The following is a 17,832-nucleotide window of genomic DNA, read 5'->3' on the forward strand; positions in this document are numbered from 1 at the left end:
AGTATAATGAATAAAGATTCAATAAGCAGATTTTAATCTTCACAGCGCACATTTACAACGGAAAACGATTGATCCTATAAAAAGGATTACATGTTGAAAATTTAGAATAGAGGCGGTTGAGCGGACTATGTGGAATGGGGATTCTTTATTAAATAAGCTGTACAACGAAGCGGTCAATCAGCATCAAACAAAATCTAAGCATGAGCTTCGAAACGAGCGCAGACCCAGGCTAAAGGCGGCGCTGCGTGAAGCGATCGGCCACTTTGAGCCTAACTCCGGTTTTGCTCCACGATTGCTGGAACGCGTTCAATGCGATGGATATGTCCGCGAGCGGGTGGAGCTTTCGGCAACACCGGAGTTAACCTTTGCTGCTTATGTCCTTATTCCTGACAACGTGAAGGAGCCGCTGCCAGCAGTGCTGGCTATTCATGGTCATGGTTATGGCAGCCGCGAAATCGTAGGCTTGCTGAGAGATGGCTCGCCCGATCAGGAAGAGCCAGGCATTCACCAGCATTTTGCTGTGCAGCTTGTGAAGCGGGGAATGGTCGTTATTGCGCCGGACGTAATCGGGTTCGGTGAGCGCAGGCTCCTTGCGGATCTTGCGCTTGATCCGAATATGCCCAGCTCCTGCTTCAATCTATCTGCGCAGCTGATGATGCTCGGAAAAACGCTTACCGGCTTGCGGGTTACAGAGGCTCTAAAGGCCTTTACTTATTTGGCTTCAAGGCCGGAGGTCGATGCGGATCGCATGGGACTCATGGGCTTCTCCGGCGGAGGGTTAATCGGTTATGCAGCTGCCGTGCTGGAGGCGCGGATCAACGCAACGGTGTTGACCGGCTTTACGAACACGGTTAAAGATAGTATTTTTGCCGTCCGACATTGCATTGATAATTATACGCCGGGCTTGCTTGTACATGCAGAGCTGCCTGAATTAATCGGGCTAATTGCGCCACGCCCGTTATTTCTCGAGTCTGGCGAGCATGATCCGATCTTTCCGGTTGGAGGCTTTCGCAAGGCAGCAGCTGTAATTCAGGAGATTTATGAGGCAGAGGGTGCTGGGGATAAGCTCGCGACAGATATTTTTCCGGGCGCGCACGAAATAAGCGGGCGGCTGGCTTACGACTGGCTGAAGCGGACGTTAACCTCTCGATAAAGTTACTTTTGATCAAGGGATAGATAGTTTTCTGCTTCAAACAAGGCATGTTCAAAGCGCGGCACCGGTCGTATTCAGTATCAAAATCAATTAATGGAAATTAAGCACGCCTAACCTAAGAGTATGCCAAGGGTAAAGAGAGTACTGAGTAAATAGAGAGCAGTAAACGGATCTTTTCGAGCTTCAAAGTTAACGGAAACAAGGGACGCAAGCTTCGGCTGGCGTCCCTTGTTTATTTGGTAAGAATTTAAATGTTTTGCTGATCTTCCAACTGTTTTTGTCGCAGTGGAAGGCATCTGCCTTTACGCCCCGTGAGTCGGGGTTATTTCGTCAGCTTACGGAAGGCTGTCGGAGACAGATTCATCCATCGTTTGAATTGCTTGCTGAATTGCGATACATCATGATAACCGAGCTGATAGGCGATATCCTCGACGGTAAGCTCTGAATTGATCAGCAGCAGCTTCGCTTGGCGGATAATCAGTCCCGTTAAATATTGACGAGGGGACATGCCATAGACACGCTGGAATACCCGTTTGCAATAAGCTGGGCTATAGCCCAGGCGTGCGGCCATTTTTTCGATCCCGATTCGTTCTTCAGGCAGGTGTTCGGAAACGGAGGCGCTCCGCAGCTCGCGTTCTATCGTTACGGCGAGTGACACTTCATTCTCGGAAGCTTCTTTCCCTTGCAGTTCGCCGGATCCCTCATCGACCGTCCAATTCGTTAAGGCCGACAACATGAGGAAGGTATCGCTGAGGAATGCCAGCTTGTCCCTCTGCAGCCCTGTTTGGGCATATTGCAGCGAGTGTATTAACCGCTCCAGCGTGTTTCTGATGCCGGCGGACGAGGGATTTCCGGTCGGAAGCAGCGTTGTCTGCATGCTCATCAAGCTTCTGCGGAGTGTCAAATCATCGATATCGAAATGAAGACAGAAGTAAGTCATCGCCTCTTTGCCGGCAGAACCTTCGCTTCTATGCTTGACGCTGGGCGGAATGAACAAGATATCTCCTGCATGCTGCAAAAAGGATGAGCTCCCCGCAAACATGGTCTGTTCTCCGTCCAAGACCATGTTGAGCTCAAACATGGTGTGGTGATGCTCGGGGTAGCTCCACTGCCCGTTAACGGTACGCTTATGCGCCGCAACAATTTGAAAGGCAAACTGCAAATCGGGCGTCATTAGCTCATGAATGCTGTTTTCCCGGCCGAAGGGAAGAGGGTTTCTCATCGTTTATTCCTCACTTAATAGGATGAGTACTGTATAGCATATCGTAAGCCAACGGCTTGGTGTCGTTTTGTACAAATAAAGGTCTGTTATGACCCTGTTAGCACGGGTGAAACAACCGTAAGATGGTAAGAGATACAACCTATAAAGGAGATGAATCTGCTTTGGCTAGAAATCAATTTTTTAACGCGCATCATTCCCCGATCGGTGCTTTTTCAAGCTTTACGCTAGGATTTCCCGGTGCTTCGGGAGGCTTTGATATCGAACTGGCTAAGCCGCCGAAGGAGAATATATATATTGGTCTGGAACGAATGGACGGAACCGGCTATGACACGCTGCCATTCCATGATATACAGGAAGAAGATGAGAGTAAACGCTACGATATCGAGAATCCCGATCCAAATCCGAACAAGCCGAAGCTGCTTCACCCGCTGCCGCAGCAGGACATTCAGCGTGATTTTCAGTTAACGACGGATACATGGAAGTCTGGCGATTTGTCATTCCGCATTTATTCGCAGGTAAGATCGGTTCCGGACCTGGCAACCGCCTCAGAGCGGGAGCTTAAAGACACGCTCCTGCCTGCCGTATTCGCGGAGCTGACCGTAGATAATTCGCGTTCTGATCGCAAACGCAGGGCGTTCTTCGGTTTTCAAGGAAGTGATCCCTACCAAGCGATGCGGCGTATGGAGGATACCTGCGACCGACCGGGTATTGGGCAGGGACGCCAGCTTGCTATCGTAACGGATGATAATACGGCTGAATCCGCGCAGCATTTTACGTTAGAGGATATATTGGGCGCTTCGTTAAAAGAAAACTGGACCTTCGGCCTCGGGGCCGTTTGCTCGCTTATCTTGGATACGGAACCTGGTGAGATTAAGACTTACCGATTCGCCATTTGCTTCTACAGAGCCGGGTATGTAACGACAGGGATCGACGCTTCCTACTTCTATACGCGGTACTTTCCGAATGTCGAGGCAGTCGCTGATTATGCGTTGACCCATTTTGACAGGCTGACTGAGGAGACTGTTCAAGCTGGCGCGTTGGCAGAGCAGGACAACCTCTCCGATGACCAAAAGTTTATGCTTATCCACTCCATTCGCAGCTATTACGGATCCACGCAGCTTCTTGATTACGAAGGGAAGCCGTTCTGGATCGTCAATGAGGGCGAATACCGCATGATGAATACGTTCGATTTGACCGTTGACCAGCTGTTCTATGAGCTCAAAATGAATCCATGGACGGTCAAAAACGAGCTGGACATGTTTGTGGAACGGTACAGCTATGAGGATACGATTCGCAAGCCGGGCAGTGATGAGGTATATCCAGGCGGCATCAGCTTTACGCATGACATGGGCGTTGCGAATGCGGTATCCCGTCCGGGTTACTCTTCCTATGAGTTGTACGGCCTTGACGGCTGCTTCTCCCATATGACGCATGAGCAGCTGACGAACTGGGTGCTTTGCGGCGCTGCTTATTACGAGAAAACGGCAGACCGCGAGTGGCTTGACGCGAACCTGGGCATATTCGAGAAATGCTTAAGCAGCATGCTCAACCGGGATGATTCCGACCCGGACAGCCGTAACGGCATCATGGGTCTCGACAGCTCGCGGACGATGGGCGGAGCGGAGATTACAACCTACGACAGCTTGGACGTATCTCTAGGGCAATCACGGAACAACATTTATTTAGCAGGGAAAAACTGGGCGGCCTACGTGGCAATGGAACGTTTATTCCAGGATAACGAACGGGCTTCGCTCGCAGAGACCGCAGGGAAGCAAGCGGACAAATGTGCAGCCACGATTGTCAGCCATGTTACAAGCGAAGGCTATATTCCTGCTGTCATTGGTGAAAATAACGATTCCAAAATCATTCCGGCAATCGAAGGACTTATTTTCCCTTACGTGACGGGGAACCTTGCCGCGCTTGAGCCGGGAGGACGTTTTGGCGCATACTTGGAGGCTTTAAACACGCATTTGCAGTATGTCCTGCGTCCAGGCATTTGCTTGTTTGAGGATGGAGGCTGGAAGCTGTCCTCCACGAGCAATAACAGCTGGCTCAGCAAGATCTACTTGTGCCAGTTCGTTGCCCGCGAGCTGCTCGGCATCGCATGGGAGGAGAGCGGACAGCAAGCGGACGAGGCTCATGTAAAATGGCTGACGCATCCCGAGCTGTCGATTTGGAGCTGGAGCGACCAAATTATTTCCGGCCGCATTACCGGCAGCAAATATTATCCGCGCGGCGTAACCTCGATTTTGTGGCTCGAGGAAGGGGCTAATAAAGTGAAGCCGCATCAATAAACGGCTGTTCCATTCATTTTACAGGGCATCCTCTCGGCTTATTTATTCGGCTGAGGAGATGCCCTGTTTTTTCAATATATAAGAATTTATAAGTTTTCACTTATAAATGTGCTTATATATCACCGCGAAACGTCAGCTTTTGCCACAGAGGACGGCGACAGCCGTTTACGCTTGTGACGATTGGACCGACAAAGTTGCCGTGGCTTAGCTGATTAATCATATCGATACTTTTTAGCAAGCGATAATCGTGTCAAACAGAATACCCGCCATGACCCGCCCGCTTGCCGGCAATGTTGTGCAGGTTATTCCACTATTCCGCAAATGAATGACCTTGAAGCGATAATCGTGTACTTTGTGCAGCAGAAAGCTGGGATCGCACTTATTTTGCAGGCTGCGCTGTAGAAAATACAGCAGAAACGGCCTCCGTCAGGCGAGAATGGCCGGAAACAAGATAATCTGCTGTAGTAACTGCAATGTAGAGATGGAGCTACCGAAACATGAGTGGTTCAGTTGCAGTAACTACACTGCAGCTAGATTCATGTTGTAGATGAGCGAGGGGAGGAAGCAATGGGTTGAATAGGCAGCTTGATTGGCCCGGCTCACCACCGGTAGGCCGATTGCGTCAGCATTCGGTATTAGCTCGCCTCCCGATCGGGCTGGGGTTCCGCAGCTGAGAGGTCCATAACAGCGTGCTGCTGGATAATAGACTGAGGTCTACCAAAGGACCGTTCGTGACGGAACCTTGCACGATCGCCGCGAAAGCATCAAGTCGTATACTGCTTGCGAAACTTAGTCGGCGGCATTCCGATCTGCCGCGTGAAGCAGTTGGAGAAGTAAGGGACGTTTTCGAAGCCGACATGCAGGGCGATTTGGGCTACGGGCCATTCCGTCTTAAGCAGAAGCAGCTTCGCCTGCTCAAGACGGTACTTGGATAGATAGTCAATCGGCGTCATGCCGTATACCTGTTTCATGCAGCGGGTGATGTAGTTGTAATGGAAATTAAGCGCGTCTGCCATCGTCTGGCTCGTTATTTCCGTACGGTAATTGTTCTTGATATAGGCCTCCGCTTTTTCGGCCAATGTGACGGAAGGGCTCGTATAGCTGTCATTTTGACGTAAATCCATCATGCGCAGCAGCTCCTCGAAGGTCTGCTGCTGCGTCCAGAAGGCGCTTGATTGACGCTCCCCGCCCGCTTTGTTCAGCGTTCGCATGAGCCGGTAAGCCTGCTCGGGGTATGGAAGCGACCAAGCTTTTTGGAGATGAAGGGAATAAGGCGACGTTAGAAACCGATTGTAATGCTGATCATGGCTGATGCTGGCATGCTCGAGCTCCGATTGCTGCCATTCGCCTACCGCGAGAAAATGAACCCAATAGAAAATCGTTTTCTCCTCGGAGGGCTTGACGGAATAATGGGGACGGTCAGGCAGCAAAAGCAGGGTTTGACCTGCCGTCAAATCCCAATTTCGCTCTTCCTCTCCAATAAATAGGCAGCCGTTTTCCACGATAATCAGATCGAATACCCCAAGATGCTTGCGGCTTGGGTGCTGGTCTCCGCGTTTATGGACCGTAACGCCGCTTTCGAGATAGTAAGGAAGCGGAGGCGCCGCGAAATAGATATGCTCCGATGCTTCTGTCATCTTGATCCACTCTCCGAGCTTGTGTGATATTTTATAAGAAATAGGTTATTTGTGTTTGTATTTATGTTCTATTCTAACGCATAAAATAGGAATCAGCAGTATGAAATTGAATAAATGCTGGAGAGGTGCGATACGAATGGGACAAGCAGTAAGCAAGGATCATGCGAAGCCGGTATCATTAAAGAAAGTTCATATTACAGATGATTTCTGGAATTATTATATTAATTTGGTGAGGGATGTTGTTGTTCCTTACCAGTGGGATGCGATAAACGACCGGGTTGAGGGTGCGGAGCGAAGCGGCGCGGTAAGCAACTTTAAAATTGCGGCAGGGCTTGAAGAAGGCGAGTTTTACGGCTATGTGTTCCAAGATACCGACGTAGCCAAATGGTTAGAGGCGGTAGCTTACCTGCTTGAAACAAAGCCTGACGCTGCTCTCGAGCAGGTTGCTGACGAGATGATCGAGATTATCGGCAAGGCGCAGCAGCCATGCGGATATTTGAACACATTCTTTACGATTAAGGAACCGGATAAAAAGTGGACGAATTTAACGGAATGCCATGAGCTGTATTCGGCGGGACATATGATTGAAGCAGGCGTTGCTTATTATCGTGCGACGGGTAAACGTAATCTTCTTGATATCGTATGCCGGATTGCGGATGATATCGCCGTAGTATTCGGTGACGGTCCGGGCCAAATCGCTGGTTATGACGGTCACCAGGAGGTGGAGCTTGCGCTTGTAAAGCTGTACGAAACCACAGGCGAACGCAAATATTTGGAGCTAAGCAGCTACTTTATCGACAAGCGCGGACAGCAGCCTAGCTTTTTCGAAGCAGAAGCTGACCGCAGAGGAAGAACGACGCATTGGAGCAACAATAAGATTCATATTGACCCGGAATATTTTCAAGCGCATGTGCCTGTACGCGAGCAGGAAGCGGCCGCTGGCCACGCGGTACGCGTAGTTTACATGCTTGCCGGCATGGCAGACGTTGCGCGGGAAACGGGCGACGAATCCTTGATGAACGCTTGCCGCAAGCTTTGGGACAACATTGCTTCCAAGCAAATGTACATCACGGGCGGCATCGGCTCGATGGCGCAGGGCGAGGCATTTTCTTTTGATTACGATTTGCCGAATGATACGGTATATTCGGAAACCTGTGCATCGATCGGCCTCATTTTCTTCGCGCACAGAATGCTGCAGCTGGAGCCGAACGGCAAATATGCCGACGTAATGGAACGCGCTTTGTATAATACTGTGCTTGCGGGGATGTCGCGAGACGGCAGACATTTCTTCTATGTTAATCCGCTGGAAGTAACGCCGGATGTATGCGAAGGGAAAAATAAAAACTACAACCATGTTAAGCCGGTCCGCCAAGAATGGTTCGGCTGCGCTTGCTGCCCGCCGAATATTGCGCGGTTACTGGCATCGCTAGGCGAGTACTTATATTCCGTAAAGGAGAACACTGTCTACTCTCATCTTTATATCGGCGGCGAGATGGAACTCTCATTGGGAGCTGCAAAGGTTAAGCTTAATCAGCAATCGTCGATGCCGTGGGAGGGATCAGCGCGCTTCGAGGTTACTTTGGATCAGCCGACAGCCTTCACGCTGGCGCTTCGCATACCGGATTGGTCCGCGAATGCATCCGTTCTCGTAAACGGAGAGGCCTATGCGATTGCGGATAAAACCGTTGATGGCTATGCGCGTATCGATCGGCAGTGGCTGTCAGGCGATATCGTCGAGCTCACGCTTGAAATGCCTATTTTACGCGTAAGAAGCCATCCTCTCGTTAAGCAAAACGCAGGTAAAGTTGCATTGCAGCGCGGCCCCCTCGTGTATTGCCTAGAGGAAGCCGACAACGGAGAGCAGCTTCAGCAGCTGCTGCTGCCGCAGGACGCCGAGCTTGAAGCCTCTTACAAAGAGGAGTTGCTAGACGGCATCCAGGTGATTAAAGCGGAAGGACTGAAGCTGCAGTTCGAGCAATGGGGCACTCAGCTTTACCGCTCGGACGCAGGCGCTGCGCTTGAGCCGGCGAGCCTTACTTTTATTCCGTATTACGCATGGGCGAACCGCGGCAAAGGCGAAATGGCCGTCTGGGTGAAAGAACGCTTGTAGAATACTTGCACTTCCTGCAGGTTTGAAGCTAAAATAATAAAGCTTATGCGGCGATCGCTTACCGGAATCTTTCCGGAGCGGTCGCTTTTTTTGTTCCCAAGCCGTCTAGCGTCAAAAGGACATGAAAAATACCTTTAGTTTTTTGGGTTGACACTATACTTTTTACATTGTGCGGTTTATTTATTGAACATAATATTTATATATCGAAGCTAAGCTTACTTTCATCTCAAACCTGTAGGAGTGGACAAAAAAAGATGATAACAATACAGGATATAATAGACAGGCTGACAGCCTCCGTTGAACCGATTCCAAATACTGTGGATACCCTAACGTTTGGAGCACCCGAGACGGAGATTACGGGAATTGCCGTTACGTTCATGGCGACGCAGCAGGTGCTCGAACAGTCCTTCCAACTAGGAGCTAACCTCGTCATAACGCATGAAGGGACATTTTACAGCCACCATGACGGTACGCAAGCCTTGTACGCGGACGATGTTGTATATGAGGCGAAAAAATGGTATATCGAAGGGACGGGTTTGGCCGTTTATCGTTTCCATGATTATTGGCATCGCTTTCAACCCGACGGCATTATGGAAGGACTCATCCATGCCTTGGGATGGCAGGAGCATGTAACGGAAAATTTACCTGCAGCAACGCTCGTAACGATTCCGTCGATGAAGCTTGAACAGATCATTGACGTTATCAAAAAAAGACTGGGCATCCACTTCATGCGAGCGGTTGGCGATAGATCGACGGAATGCACCCGCATTGGCTTGCTTGCAGGCTATAGAGGAGCAGGCCATAACGCAATTCCTTTGTTCAGCAAATATAATCTGGATTTGATTATTTACGGGGAGGGCCCGGAGTGGGAAACGCCTGAGTATGTGAGGGATGCCATGCACGCTGGTAAAAACAATGCACTCATTGTTCTTGGCCACTTGGAAAGTGAGCAGCCGGGTATGCAGCTGCTAGCCGACCGGCTAAGGAAATGGTATCCCGGCATTCCCGTCCATTATATGCCTGTAGATCCTGTGTTTCGTATCGTATAACCCGAATAAGGAGGATAAAAGGATGCAATTACATCGTGCAATTCTGGTGGACGACGAATTATTTACACGCAAAGGTCTTATGAAGCTGATCGATTGGGAAGACTGCGGCTTTGAAATTGTAGGGGAAGCGGATAATGGAGAGGATGCGTTGGAGCTGATCGAGCGCGTTCAGCCTCAGCTTGTCATCACGGATATTCGTATGCCTGTCATTGATGGATTGGAGCTGATCAGGCGGGTCACGACGGAAAATATCATGAAGCCTTTTTTCATTATAATAAGCGGCTATAACGATTTTAACTATGCCCAGCAGGCGATGCGTTACGGCGTTCACGACTTTGTAGTGAAGCCGATTGATGAAATTGAATTTTCCAGCATTTTGAAGAAACTGAACGAAAAGCTAAATGCGGAGCTTGAGGAGCAAGTAAAGAAGGCGAGGCTGATGGGCGGCGAGATGATTAAATCACTCATTCTTGGGGAAGCAAACGAGGCTTCCATTACAGGGTGGGAGTATCGCATGCATCTGAAGAAGAACGACCGCTTAATCTATTTGTTCGCTGAGCTAAATGACAACCATAAGTGGGAGCCTTCCGCCGGGCCAATAACGAACGCCCGTTTCATGGAGCTGGTTCAGCAGGAGCTTAAGCGGCTTTCGGCATCCGACCAACCGGTCAGCATGTATGAGCATCGCAACCGCATCGGCATTTTGCTGCCCGGCTTTCTGCTTGCGCCCTTCAACGGGGAGCTTGACCGCTTCTTGACCAAGTTTAGAGCGGCGCTGGATATCCATTTTGGGAAAGGCGTGTTTCTATATGCCGGTTCTTCGGTTTATGGTCTAGCGGATATTCGAGATTCGTATAAGGCGGCAAAGGAAGCCCTATTATACAAATATACAATTGACGACCGAATCGTTATGTATGACCAAATACAATCGGAGCAGTTGAATTACATCGGATTCGAGCCGGCTCAGTTTAATCAGTTTATGGAGCATTTCGAAGAGCTAAAGCTAGAGGCGGTGAAAGCGACAGTCGAGCTGTGGTTTCATGATTTTCGCGAGAAACGTTATGCCCCGGAGGCGATCAAGATGAACATTCAGCAATGCGTGATGGGAATTATGAAGACAATTCGCAGCATGGAGGGGGACGAGCAATCCTTATCTACACTTAAACCGCTGCTAAATTGGCAGGACATGAACTTATCGCTGGGCGAATTGAAAAACATGTTCTCCGCATTTATTGATGAGAGCGGGCAGCTTGTCGCTGAGCTAAGAAAAGAACAGCAGAAGGGCGGCATACAGAAAATCAAGAGCTATATCGAGATGAATTATTCGCAAAATATGAGCCTAAAAAGCATCGCGGCGCAATTTTATGTGAATCCTGTCTATTTGGGCCAATTATTCAAGAAGACGTACGGCGTTTATTTCAATGAGTTTCTGCTGCAGCTTAGGGTGAACGAAGCCAAAAAGCTGCTGCGGCAATCCTGCGCGATGCGGATATATGAGATTGCGGAGAAGGTCGGGTTCAGCAACGCCGATTATTTTGTTACCCAATTTGAGAAGATTGAGCATATGACACCGACCGAATACCGCAATCAGCTGCAGTAAGCTTGTACGCCAAATGATATGACTAAACACAAATAAAGGGGATTATGCGCGTGAAGCTGCACCTGAATCTCAACAATGTCCGACTGCGGAATAAGATGCTGGTCCTTTATATTTTTTCGGTATTCCTCCCCATCGTATTGACGAATGTCATTTTCTATAATGTGACGACAGTGAATGTGAAAAACCAGCGGATGAAGGATTTTTCACGCGCCGTCGATCAGATAAACAATGAATTCCGGTCCGAGGTCGAGGATGCCGTGACGATCTCGTCCGTATTTTATACGGACTATAATCTAAATCAAATATTAGAAACCGACTATCAAGAGCCAGCTGAATATATTGAGGCTTATGATACCTATTTCCGAAGAATTTTAAACAGCTACACCCCCGTATATACCTCCATTCAAAATATTAAAATTTATGTTGAAAACCCAACGATGCTGCATTCCGGCGGCATCGGTTTTCTTTCGGATGAAATCAAGCAAACCGATTGGTATCGTCTGCTGCAGGAGAAGCACAATACTTACCCGATCTTTATCCGCACGCAGCAGGAAGACTTGTATTTGAAGAGCGAAGAGAATGTTTCCCGAAATACCTTCAGCATTATACGTGAAATGAATTATTATGAATCAAAAAAACAGTGGAAGAAGTTTTTGAAAATTGATTTGAAAACAAGCACGATTGAACAAATTTTCCGGAATCAGAATTTACAAGGCAGTATTTACTTAGTCAATGACAAAGGAGAAATCGAGTTTACAACTGACCCTGCGGTGGACTGGCGAAAAGATTCCATACGCTATGATTCGCTGGAATTTCCATCGGATGCCATCGCTTTCCAGGCTGAATACAACTATGTCAGCTATATGGACAACTGGCGCATTATTGCTTCGATTTCGGAGGAAGAGGTATTGAAGGAAGTGCGTCAATCGCGTGAATTTGTCTTCGTATTGGCCTGCTTGAATATTTTCATTCCGACATTGATTATTTTATGGATTACGCGTTCATTGAATGTACGGCTGGTTGAAATTCTTAAACATATGAAAAAAGTGAAAAACCAGCATTTCGATACGATTAAACAGGAAGAATATTCGGATGAAATCGGTCAATTGACGAGCGAATTCAATCGGATGACGGTACAGGTGAAAAGCTTGATTGACGATGTCTATATCGCGGACATTCAGACGAAATCCTTAGAGCTGGAACGAAGAAAGGCTCAGCTTAATGCGCTGCAAAGCCAAATTAATCCTCATTTTTTATTTAATGCGCTGGAAACGATTCGAATGCGCAGTCTGATAAAGGATGAGACAGAGACGGCAAAAATTATTCAGAATATGGCGAAAATATTCAGAAACTCGCTTACTTGGGGCAAGGACCGAGTGATGGTCAGCGAGGAAGTGGAGTTTATTGTTTGCTTCTTGGAAATCCAAAAATATCGATTTGAGGACCGGATGGAATACCATATTCACATTGATCCCTCGGCCAAACAGTGCATGATGCCAAAAATGATGTTCCTTCCGTTTGTGGAAAATGCCAGCATTCACGGCATTGAGCCGCTTAGGAACGGAGGCAAAATTGAAGTGAGGGTCGAACGGGAGGAAGATGAGCTGATCTTTTCCATCCGAGACAATGGCATTGGAATGGACGAAGAGAAAGTGAAGCAGTTTTACGGTTATTTGGAGAGCGAGGAAGAGATCGGAGAAAGGATCGGCGTTCAAAATGTCATTTATCGCTTGAAGCTGATCTACGGCGGCCGTTTTCAGCTTTTAATCGAGAGTATGCCTGGGGAAGGAACGTTTATTCGGGTTAGAGTACCCGTTGAATAGGTTAGGTCGCAACTCAAACCGGCTGAAGGTTATATGCTTTTTAAAGCAAGAACTATAGTTTGCCGGGTAAACAAAGGTTCTGAATTTTTTTATACTGAAAGTGCTTACAAAAACAAAAAAACAAAAAGTATGGAAAGGGGCTCGAAAAAGTGACAAAGAAATTATTATTAGTTTGTTTGGCTGCTTTCATGATTTTTACTGTAGCGTGCTCGAATAACAACAATGGCGGAACAAACAAGCCCTCAGACAGCACGAACAGTCCGAATGCAACGGCGGATGAGGGAGAGAAACCGGCCCCAAAAGTGACTTTTTCTTATTTCAACGGCGTAGCGGCAGCTAAAGATACGAATACCAATGAAACGACGATCGGTAAAATACTTGAAGATCAAACCGGCGTTAACTTTAAGATTGAGCACTTAGTTGGCGATCTTAATACGAAGATTGGAACGATGATTGCATCGAACGCTTATCCTGATGTTATGATTCCGGATGCCGCAATCGACAAGATTCTAGATGCGGGCGCGTTCATTGCGCTTGATGATCTAATCGAACAATACGGTCCGAACATTAAACGCGTATACGGTCCTTATTTCAATCAAATGAAAGCCGCAGACGGCAAAATTTACTTCCTGCCGTTCTCGAACACGGTTGGCGAATACATCCCGGATCCGAATATCGGACAAGGAGCTTTCTGGGTACAGCGCCGCGTGTTGAAGGAAGCAGGATATCCGAAAATCACAACGCTTGACGCCTATATGGACTTGGTTAAAAATTTCGTAGAAAAACATAAAGACGAGGATTTAACCGGTATCGTTTCCTTGACGCATGACTGGAGATTCTTCGCAACTTCTAACCCTCCAAACCATTTGGCTGGTTATCCGAACGATGGTAATGTCATCGTCGACATGACGACTTTTGAAGCAAAAACATACGCAGCGGATGACAATACAAAACGCTGGCTGAAAAAATTAAACGAGATCAACGCGGAAGGCTTGTTTGATAAAGCATCCTTCGTAGACAACTATGATCAATATTTGGCGAAACTCACGTCTCACAAAGTAGTCGGATTCTTCGATTACGGCTGGCAGTTCGGGAACGCGCAAAATGCGCTTAAAGATGCCGCCAAGCAGGACCCGGCAATGGATGACTTTGTTTATTTCCCGCTGCCGGTAACCTTCGATGGTCAAAAGGATCAATATTTGGATCCTCCAGGCTTCGTAAAAAACCGCGGTATGGGCATTACGGTAAGCGCAAAAGACCCGGTTCGCATTATTCAATACTTGGATAATCTGTTGACGGACGAGAATCAAATTCTTCAAAAATGGGGCATTAAAGGCGAAACCTACGAAGTGGACGACAAAGGCCGGATGTACCGTACGGCTGAACAAATCTTAAAAATCGATGAAACCTTTAATGAAAAATTCGGCTTCAAATACTACTCATGGAACTGGCCGCTTTACGGAAACAACTCTTCCCTGCCTGACGGCAATGCGGTTGCTCCAGGAAATCAGCCGGAAGTGTTCCAAATGAGCCTGACGGATGCGGATAAAGCGATTCTTGAAAAATACGGCGTAAAAACCTATTCCGAAATGTTCGCTAAACCGGACGCCCGCCCTTGGTACCCTGCATGGGGCATTCCTAAGGAGCAAGGCTCGGAACAGCAAATATGGGAAACGAAAAAAGACGAAATCACGAAGAAGTACTTCCCTAAGCTTGTCCTTGCGAAGCCGGCCGATTTCGATAAGGTGTGGACAGAGTATACGGAAGCTTTCGGCAAGCTCGATACAGCAGCCTACGAGAAATGGACAACAGATGAAGTCAAGAAACTGATCGAAGCATCAAAATAACAGTTAACGAATTAGCGGTGAGAGGCCGGCTTGCACATGCAATTGTCCGGCCTTTCTACTTTATATGCCTGATTCAGTCCGGAAGGAGAGATAAAGATGGAACATAAGCGAGCAATGTCAACGTCAAACCTGGTGTTGCCTAAGAAGCCGACAGGACTGAAGCATTTTTTAAAAAAGCTGATCGAACAGCGCGTGCTTATTCTCATGTCCGTACCGTTTTTAGTTTGGTTGTTCATATTTAAATACATGCCTCTATGGGGGTGGACCATCGCTTTTCAAGACTACAAGCCGGCCAAAAGCTTTGGCGACCAGAAGTGGGTGGGGTTTGAACATTTTCAATTTTTGTTCCAGGATGAACGCTTTATCCGCGTATTAAGAAATACGCTTGCCATGAGCGGTATCAATCTGATTCTTGGCTTTGTGACGGCCATTACGCTTGCTTTGCTTCTGAATGAGGTGCGCAAGGTTGCTTTTAAACGAGTGGTTCAAACGGTAAGCTATTTGCCGCATTTCATTTCATGGGTCGTTGCGGCAAGCATCATTCAAACGACGTTATCGCCAGACGGTATCATCAATCAATTGCTGCTTTGGACCGGCTTCGTCGAGAAGGGCGAGGAAATTCTGTTCCTCGGCATACCGGAGCAATTCTGGGCTATATTCGGAGCAAGCTCCGTTTGGAAGGACGTAGGCTGGAACACAATCGTCTATTTGGCGGCAATGACAATGATCGACCCCGCGCAGTATGAAGCGGCGGAGATGGACGGAGCAGGCCGTATTAAACGGATGTGGTATGTTACGCTTCCTGGCATTAAGCCGGTTATTATCGTATTGCTGATTATGAATATCGGGTATTTGCTGGAATCGGGTTTCGAGCCGCAGTATTTGCTGGGGAACGGGATGAACGTCGATTTTTCCGAAAACCTTGACATATTTGTTCTTAAATACGGGATTGCACAAGGCAACTACTCGCTCTCGATCGCGGCGGGAATGTTTAAAACAATCATTAGTTTTATATTGTTATTCGCAGCGAACAATCTCGCGAAGCGGATGGGCGAGTCCAGACTATTTTAGAGGGAGGGTACATCATGAATCAATCGGCAGCGGGAGCTGTTTCCAAAAAATCAAGCCGCATACGTTCGTCGAAAGGCGATATCATCTTCGACACATGCAATTATATCTTTCTTACATTACTGATGATCGTTACCCTATATCCTTTCTTGAATACGGCCGCCGTTTCGCTGAATAACGCGACAGACTCGATCAAGGGCGGCATCTATTTGCTGCCTAGAATGTGGACGCTGGACAATTACGCTTATGTGCTTAAGGAATCCACCATATTCCATGCGACGATGATTTCGGTTCTGCGTACCGTGATCGGAACGATTGCAACCGTGTTTTGCTCAGCCATGGTGGCCTATACCATTACGAGACAGGAGTATGTTCTTCGTAAGTTCGTTACGATCGCGTTCATTTTGACGATGTACTTTAACGGCGGCCTTATTCCAAACTTTTTGTTAATCCGCGATTTGGGTTTGCTTGATAATTTCTGGGTGTATATCTTCCCCGGCCTAATCGGCGTATTTAACTTAATCATCATTCGTTCTTTTATCGAAGGTTTACCGGAGAGCATTCTCGAGTCGGCAAGAATAGACGGCGCAGGCGATTTTAAAATGTTTTACAGTATCGTACTGCCCTTGTGCGTTCCGGTGCTTGCGACCGTCGCTTTATTCTCAGCGGTGTATCAGTGGAACCAATGGTTTGACGTCTTCTTGTACAATTCATCGAATATCGATTTAAGCACATTGCAATATGAGCTTCAGAAAATTTTGCAGAATTCCAATGCTTCCTTGACGACGAAGTCGGCCGGCGATGCATTTGCCAATGCGGGCAATACGGGAGCCAATACGGTAACGCCGTTCGCCATTCGGGCAACGATGACCATTGTAGCCTCTCTGCCGATCATCATGGTATATCCGTTTTTGCAAAAGTATTTCGTGAAAGGTATGACCGTAGGCGGCGTGAAAGGATAATCGAATGGGGGAACAGGAAGTGAACAACATTCCGAACCGCAGCATTCCAAAGCTTCATGAGGCATTTCAAGCCTCGTTCGATATTGGAGCAGCGGTTAATCCGCGAACGATCATTCAGGCGGGAGAGCTGATCGCCAAGCATTATAACAGCCTGACCGCTGAGAATGAGATGAAGTTCGTAAGCCTGCATCCGGCAGAGGATACGTATTCGTTCGAAGAGGCAGACAAGATCGTTGCTTTTGCAAGAGAGCATGGCAAGAAAATGAGAGGACATACGCTTGTTTGGCACAATCAGACATCGGATTGGCTGTTCCAAGAAGCGGATGGCCGTCCGGTCAGCCGCGATAAGCTGTATGACCGCTTGAAATCGCATATTGATACAGTCGTGAAGCGCTATAAAGAGGATATTTATGCGTGGGATGTTGTGAATGAGGTGATCGCGGACGAGGGTTCGGAGCTTCTGCGCCCCTCCAAATGGCTGGATATCGCTGGGCCCGGTTTTATCGCCAAAGCCTTTGAGCTCGCTCATGAAGCGGATCCCAAAGCCCAGCTTTTCTACAATGATTACAATGAGTCGAATCACGATAAGCGCGATAAGATCTACCGTTTGGTCAAATCCTTGCTTGAGCAAGGCGTTCCGGTGCATGGCGTCGGCCTTCAAGCGCATTGGAATCTGCATAGTCCTGAATTGGATGATATACGGGCTGCAATCGAGAAATATGCTTCGCTTGGCTTAAGGCTTCAATTGACGGAACTTGATGTATCGATGTTCCGTCACGATGACCGCCACACGGATCTAGCAAGCCCTACGGCTGAAATGCTGGATTTGCAAGAAAAGCGTTATGAAGCCTTGTTTAAACTGCTGGAGGAGTATCGGAGCCATATTGACGCCGTTACTTTCTGGGGAGCCGCGGATGATTATACGTGGCTGAGTGACTTTCCTGTACGTGGACGGAAAAACTGGCCGCTTCTGTTCAATGAGGAGCATGAGCCGAAAGGCTCGTTCTGGCGAGTTATTCAGAGGAGCTAACAACTGCAAAGCGGGTTCGTAAGGAGGCATTTTGATT

General features: G+C 47.9%; 12 protein-coding genes. 10 read left to right on the forward strand and 2 right to left on the reverse strand.

Annotated elements, in window-relative coordinates; genetic code table 11:
• The first annotated feature begins 127 nt into the window (after positions 1 to 127).
• Positions 128 to 1,153 carry a dienelactone hydrolase family protein gene (locus tag RCO25_RS15340; RefSeq protein ID WP_308997015.1) on the forward strand — a complete coding sequence of 342 codons (1,026 nt, stop codon included), beginning with the start codon at positions 128 to 130 and terminating at the stop codon, positions 1,151 to 1,153.
• 322 nt (positions 1,154 to 1,475) lie between these two features.
• Here RCO25_RS15340 and RCO25_RS15345 read toward each other — a convergent pair whose 3' ends face one another.
• Entirely contained in the window at positions 1,476 to 2,375 is a 900-nt protein-coding gene (locus RCO25_RS15345; RefSeq protein ID WP_308997016.1) for a helix-turn-helix domain-containing protein, read from the reverse strand.
• Between the two features lie 161 nt (positions 2,376 to 2,536).
• On the opposite strand from RCO25_RS15345, the gene RCO25_RS15350 reads away from it, so the two are divergent.
• Entirely contained in the window at positions 2,537 to 4,669 is a 2,133-nt protein-coding gene (locus RCO25_RS15350; RefSeq protein WP_308997017.1) for a glycoside hydrolase family 52 protein, read from the forward strand.
• Between the two features lie 764 nt (positions 4,670 to 5,433).
• Here RCO25_RS15350 and RCO25_RS15355 read toward each other — a convergent pair.
• Positions 5,434 to 6,306 carry a helix-turn-helix transcriptional regulator gene (locus RCO25_RS15355; RefSeq protein ID WP_308997018.1) on the reverse strand — a complete coding sequence of 291 codons (873 nt, stop codon included), beginning with the start codon at positions 6,304 to 6,306 and terminating at the stop codon, positions 5,434 to 5,436.
• A gap of 136 nt (positions 6,307 to 6,442) precedes the next feature.
• Here RCO25_RS15355 and RCO25_RS15360 point away from each other — a divergent pair, with 136 nt between their 5' ends.
• The 8 genes from RCO25_RS15360 to RCO25_RS15395 all read left to right on the forward strand — a co-directional run bounded on the left by RCO25_RS15360 (position 6,443) and on the right by RCO25_RS15395 (position 17,795).
• Positions 6,443 to 8,416: a glycoside hydrolase family 127 protein gene (locus RCO25_RS15360; RefSeq protein WP_308997019.1), complete on the forward strand. Its 1,974-nt coding sequence runs from the start codon at positions 6,443 to 6,445 to the stop codon at positions 8,414 to 8,416.
• A gap of 254 nt (positions 8,417 to 8,670) precedes the next feature.
• Positions 8,671 to 9,465 carry a Nif3-like dinuclear metal center hexameric protein gene (locus RCO25_RS15365; RefSeq protein WP_308997020.1) on the forward strand — a complete coding sequence of 265 codons (795 nt, stop codon included), beginning with the start codon at positions 8,671 to 8,673 and terminating at the stop codon, positions 9,463 to 9,465.
• A gap of 22 nt (positions 9,466 to 9,487) precedes the next feature.
• Positions 9,488 to 11,065 carry a response regulator gene (locus RCO25_RS15370; protein WP_308997021.1) on the forward strand — a complete coding sequence of 526 codons (1,578 nt, stop codon included), beginning with the start codon at positions 9,488 to 9,490 and terminating at the stop codon, positions 11,063 to 11,065.
• Between the two features lie 44 nt (positions 11,066 to 11,109).
• Positions 11,110 to 12,888 (forward strand): sensor histidine kinase, encoded by a 1,779-nt coding sequence (locus RCO25_RS15375; RefSeq protein ID WP_308997022.1) that lies wholly within the window; start codon positions 11,110 to 11,112, stop codon positions 12,886 to 12,888.
• Between the two features lie 188 nt (positions 12,889 to 13,076).
• On the forward strand, positions 13,077 to 14,735 hold the full coding sequence (locus tag RCO25_RS15380) for a type 2 periplasmic-binding domain-containing protein (protein WP_308997123.1): 1,659 nt from the start codon (positions 13,077 to 13,079) through the stop codon (positions 14,733 to 14,735).
• Positions 14,736 to 14,831: 96 nt separating this feature from the next.
• On the forward strand, positions 14,832 to 15,806 hold the full coding sequence (locus RCO25_RS15385) for an ABC transporter permease (protein ID WP_308997023.1): 975 nt from the start codon (positions 14,832 to 14,834) through the stop codon (positions 15,804 to 15,806).
• 14 nt (positions 15,807 to 15,820) lie between these two features.
• Complete coding sequence (locus RCO25_RS15390) at positions 15,821 to 16,765, forward strand: carbohydrate ABC transporter permease (protein ID WP_308997024.1); 945 nt, start codon at positions 15,821 to 15,823, stop codon at positions 16,763 to 16,765.
• Between the two features lie 19 nt (positions 16,766 to 16,784).
• On the forward strand, positions 16,785 to 17,795 hold the full coding sequence (locus RCO25_RS15395) for an endo-1,4-beta-xylanase (protein ID WP_308997025.1): 1,011 nt from the start codon (positions 16,785 to 16,787) through the stop codon (positions 17,793 to 17,795).
• Positions 17,796 to 17,832 lie beyond the last annotated feature (37 nt).

Origin of the sequence: Paenibacillus sp. LHD-38 (assembly GCF_031157315.1) — a bacterium.
Taxonomy (GTDB): Bacteria; Bacillota; Bacilli; order Paenibacillales; family Paenibacillaceae; genus Pristimantibacillus.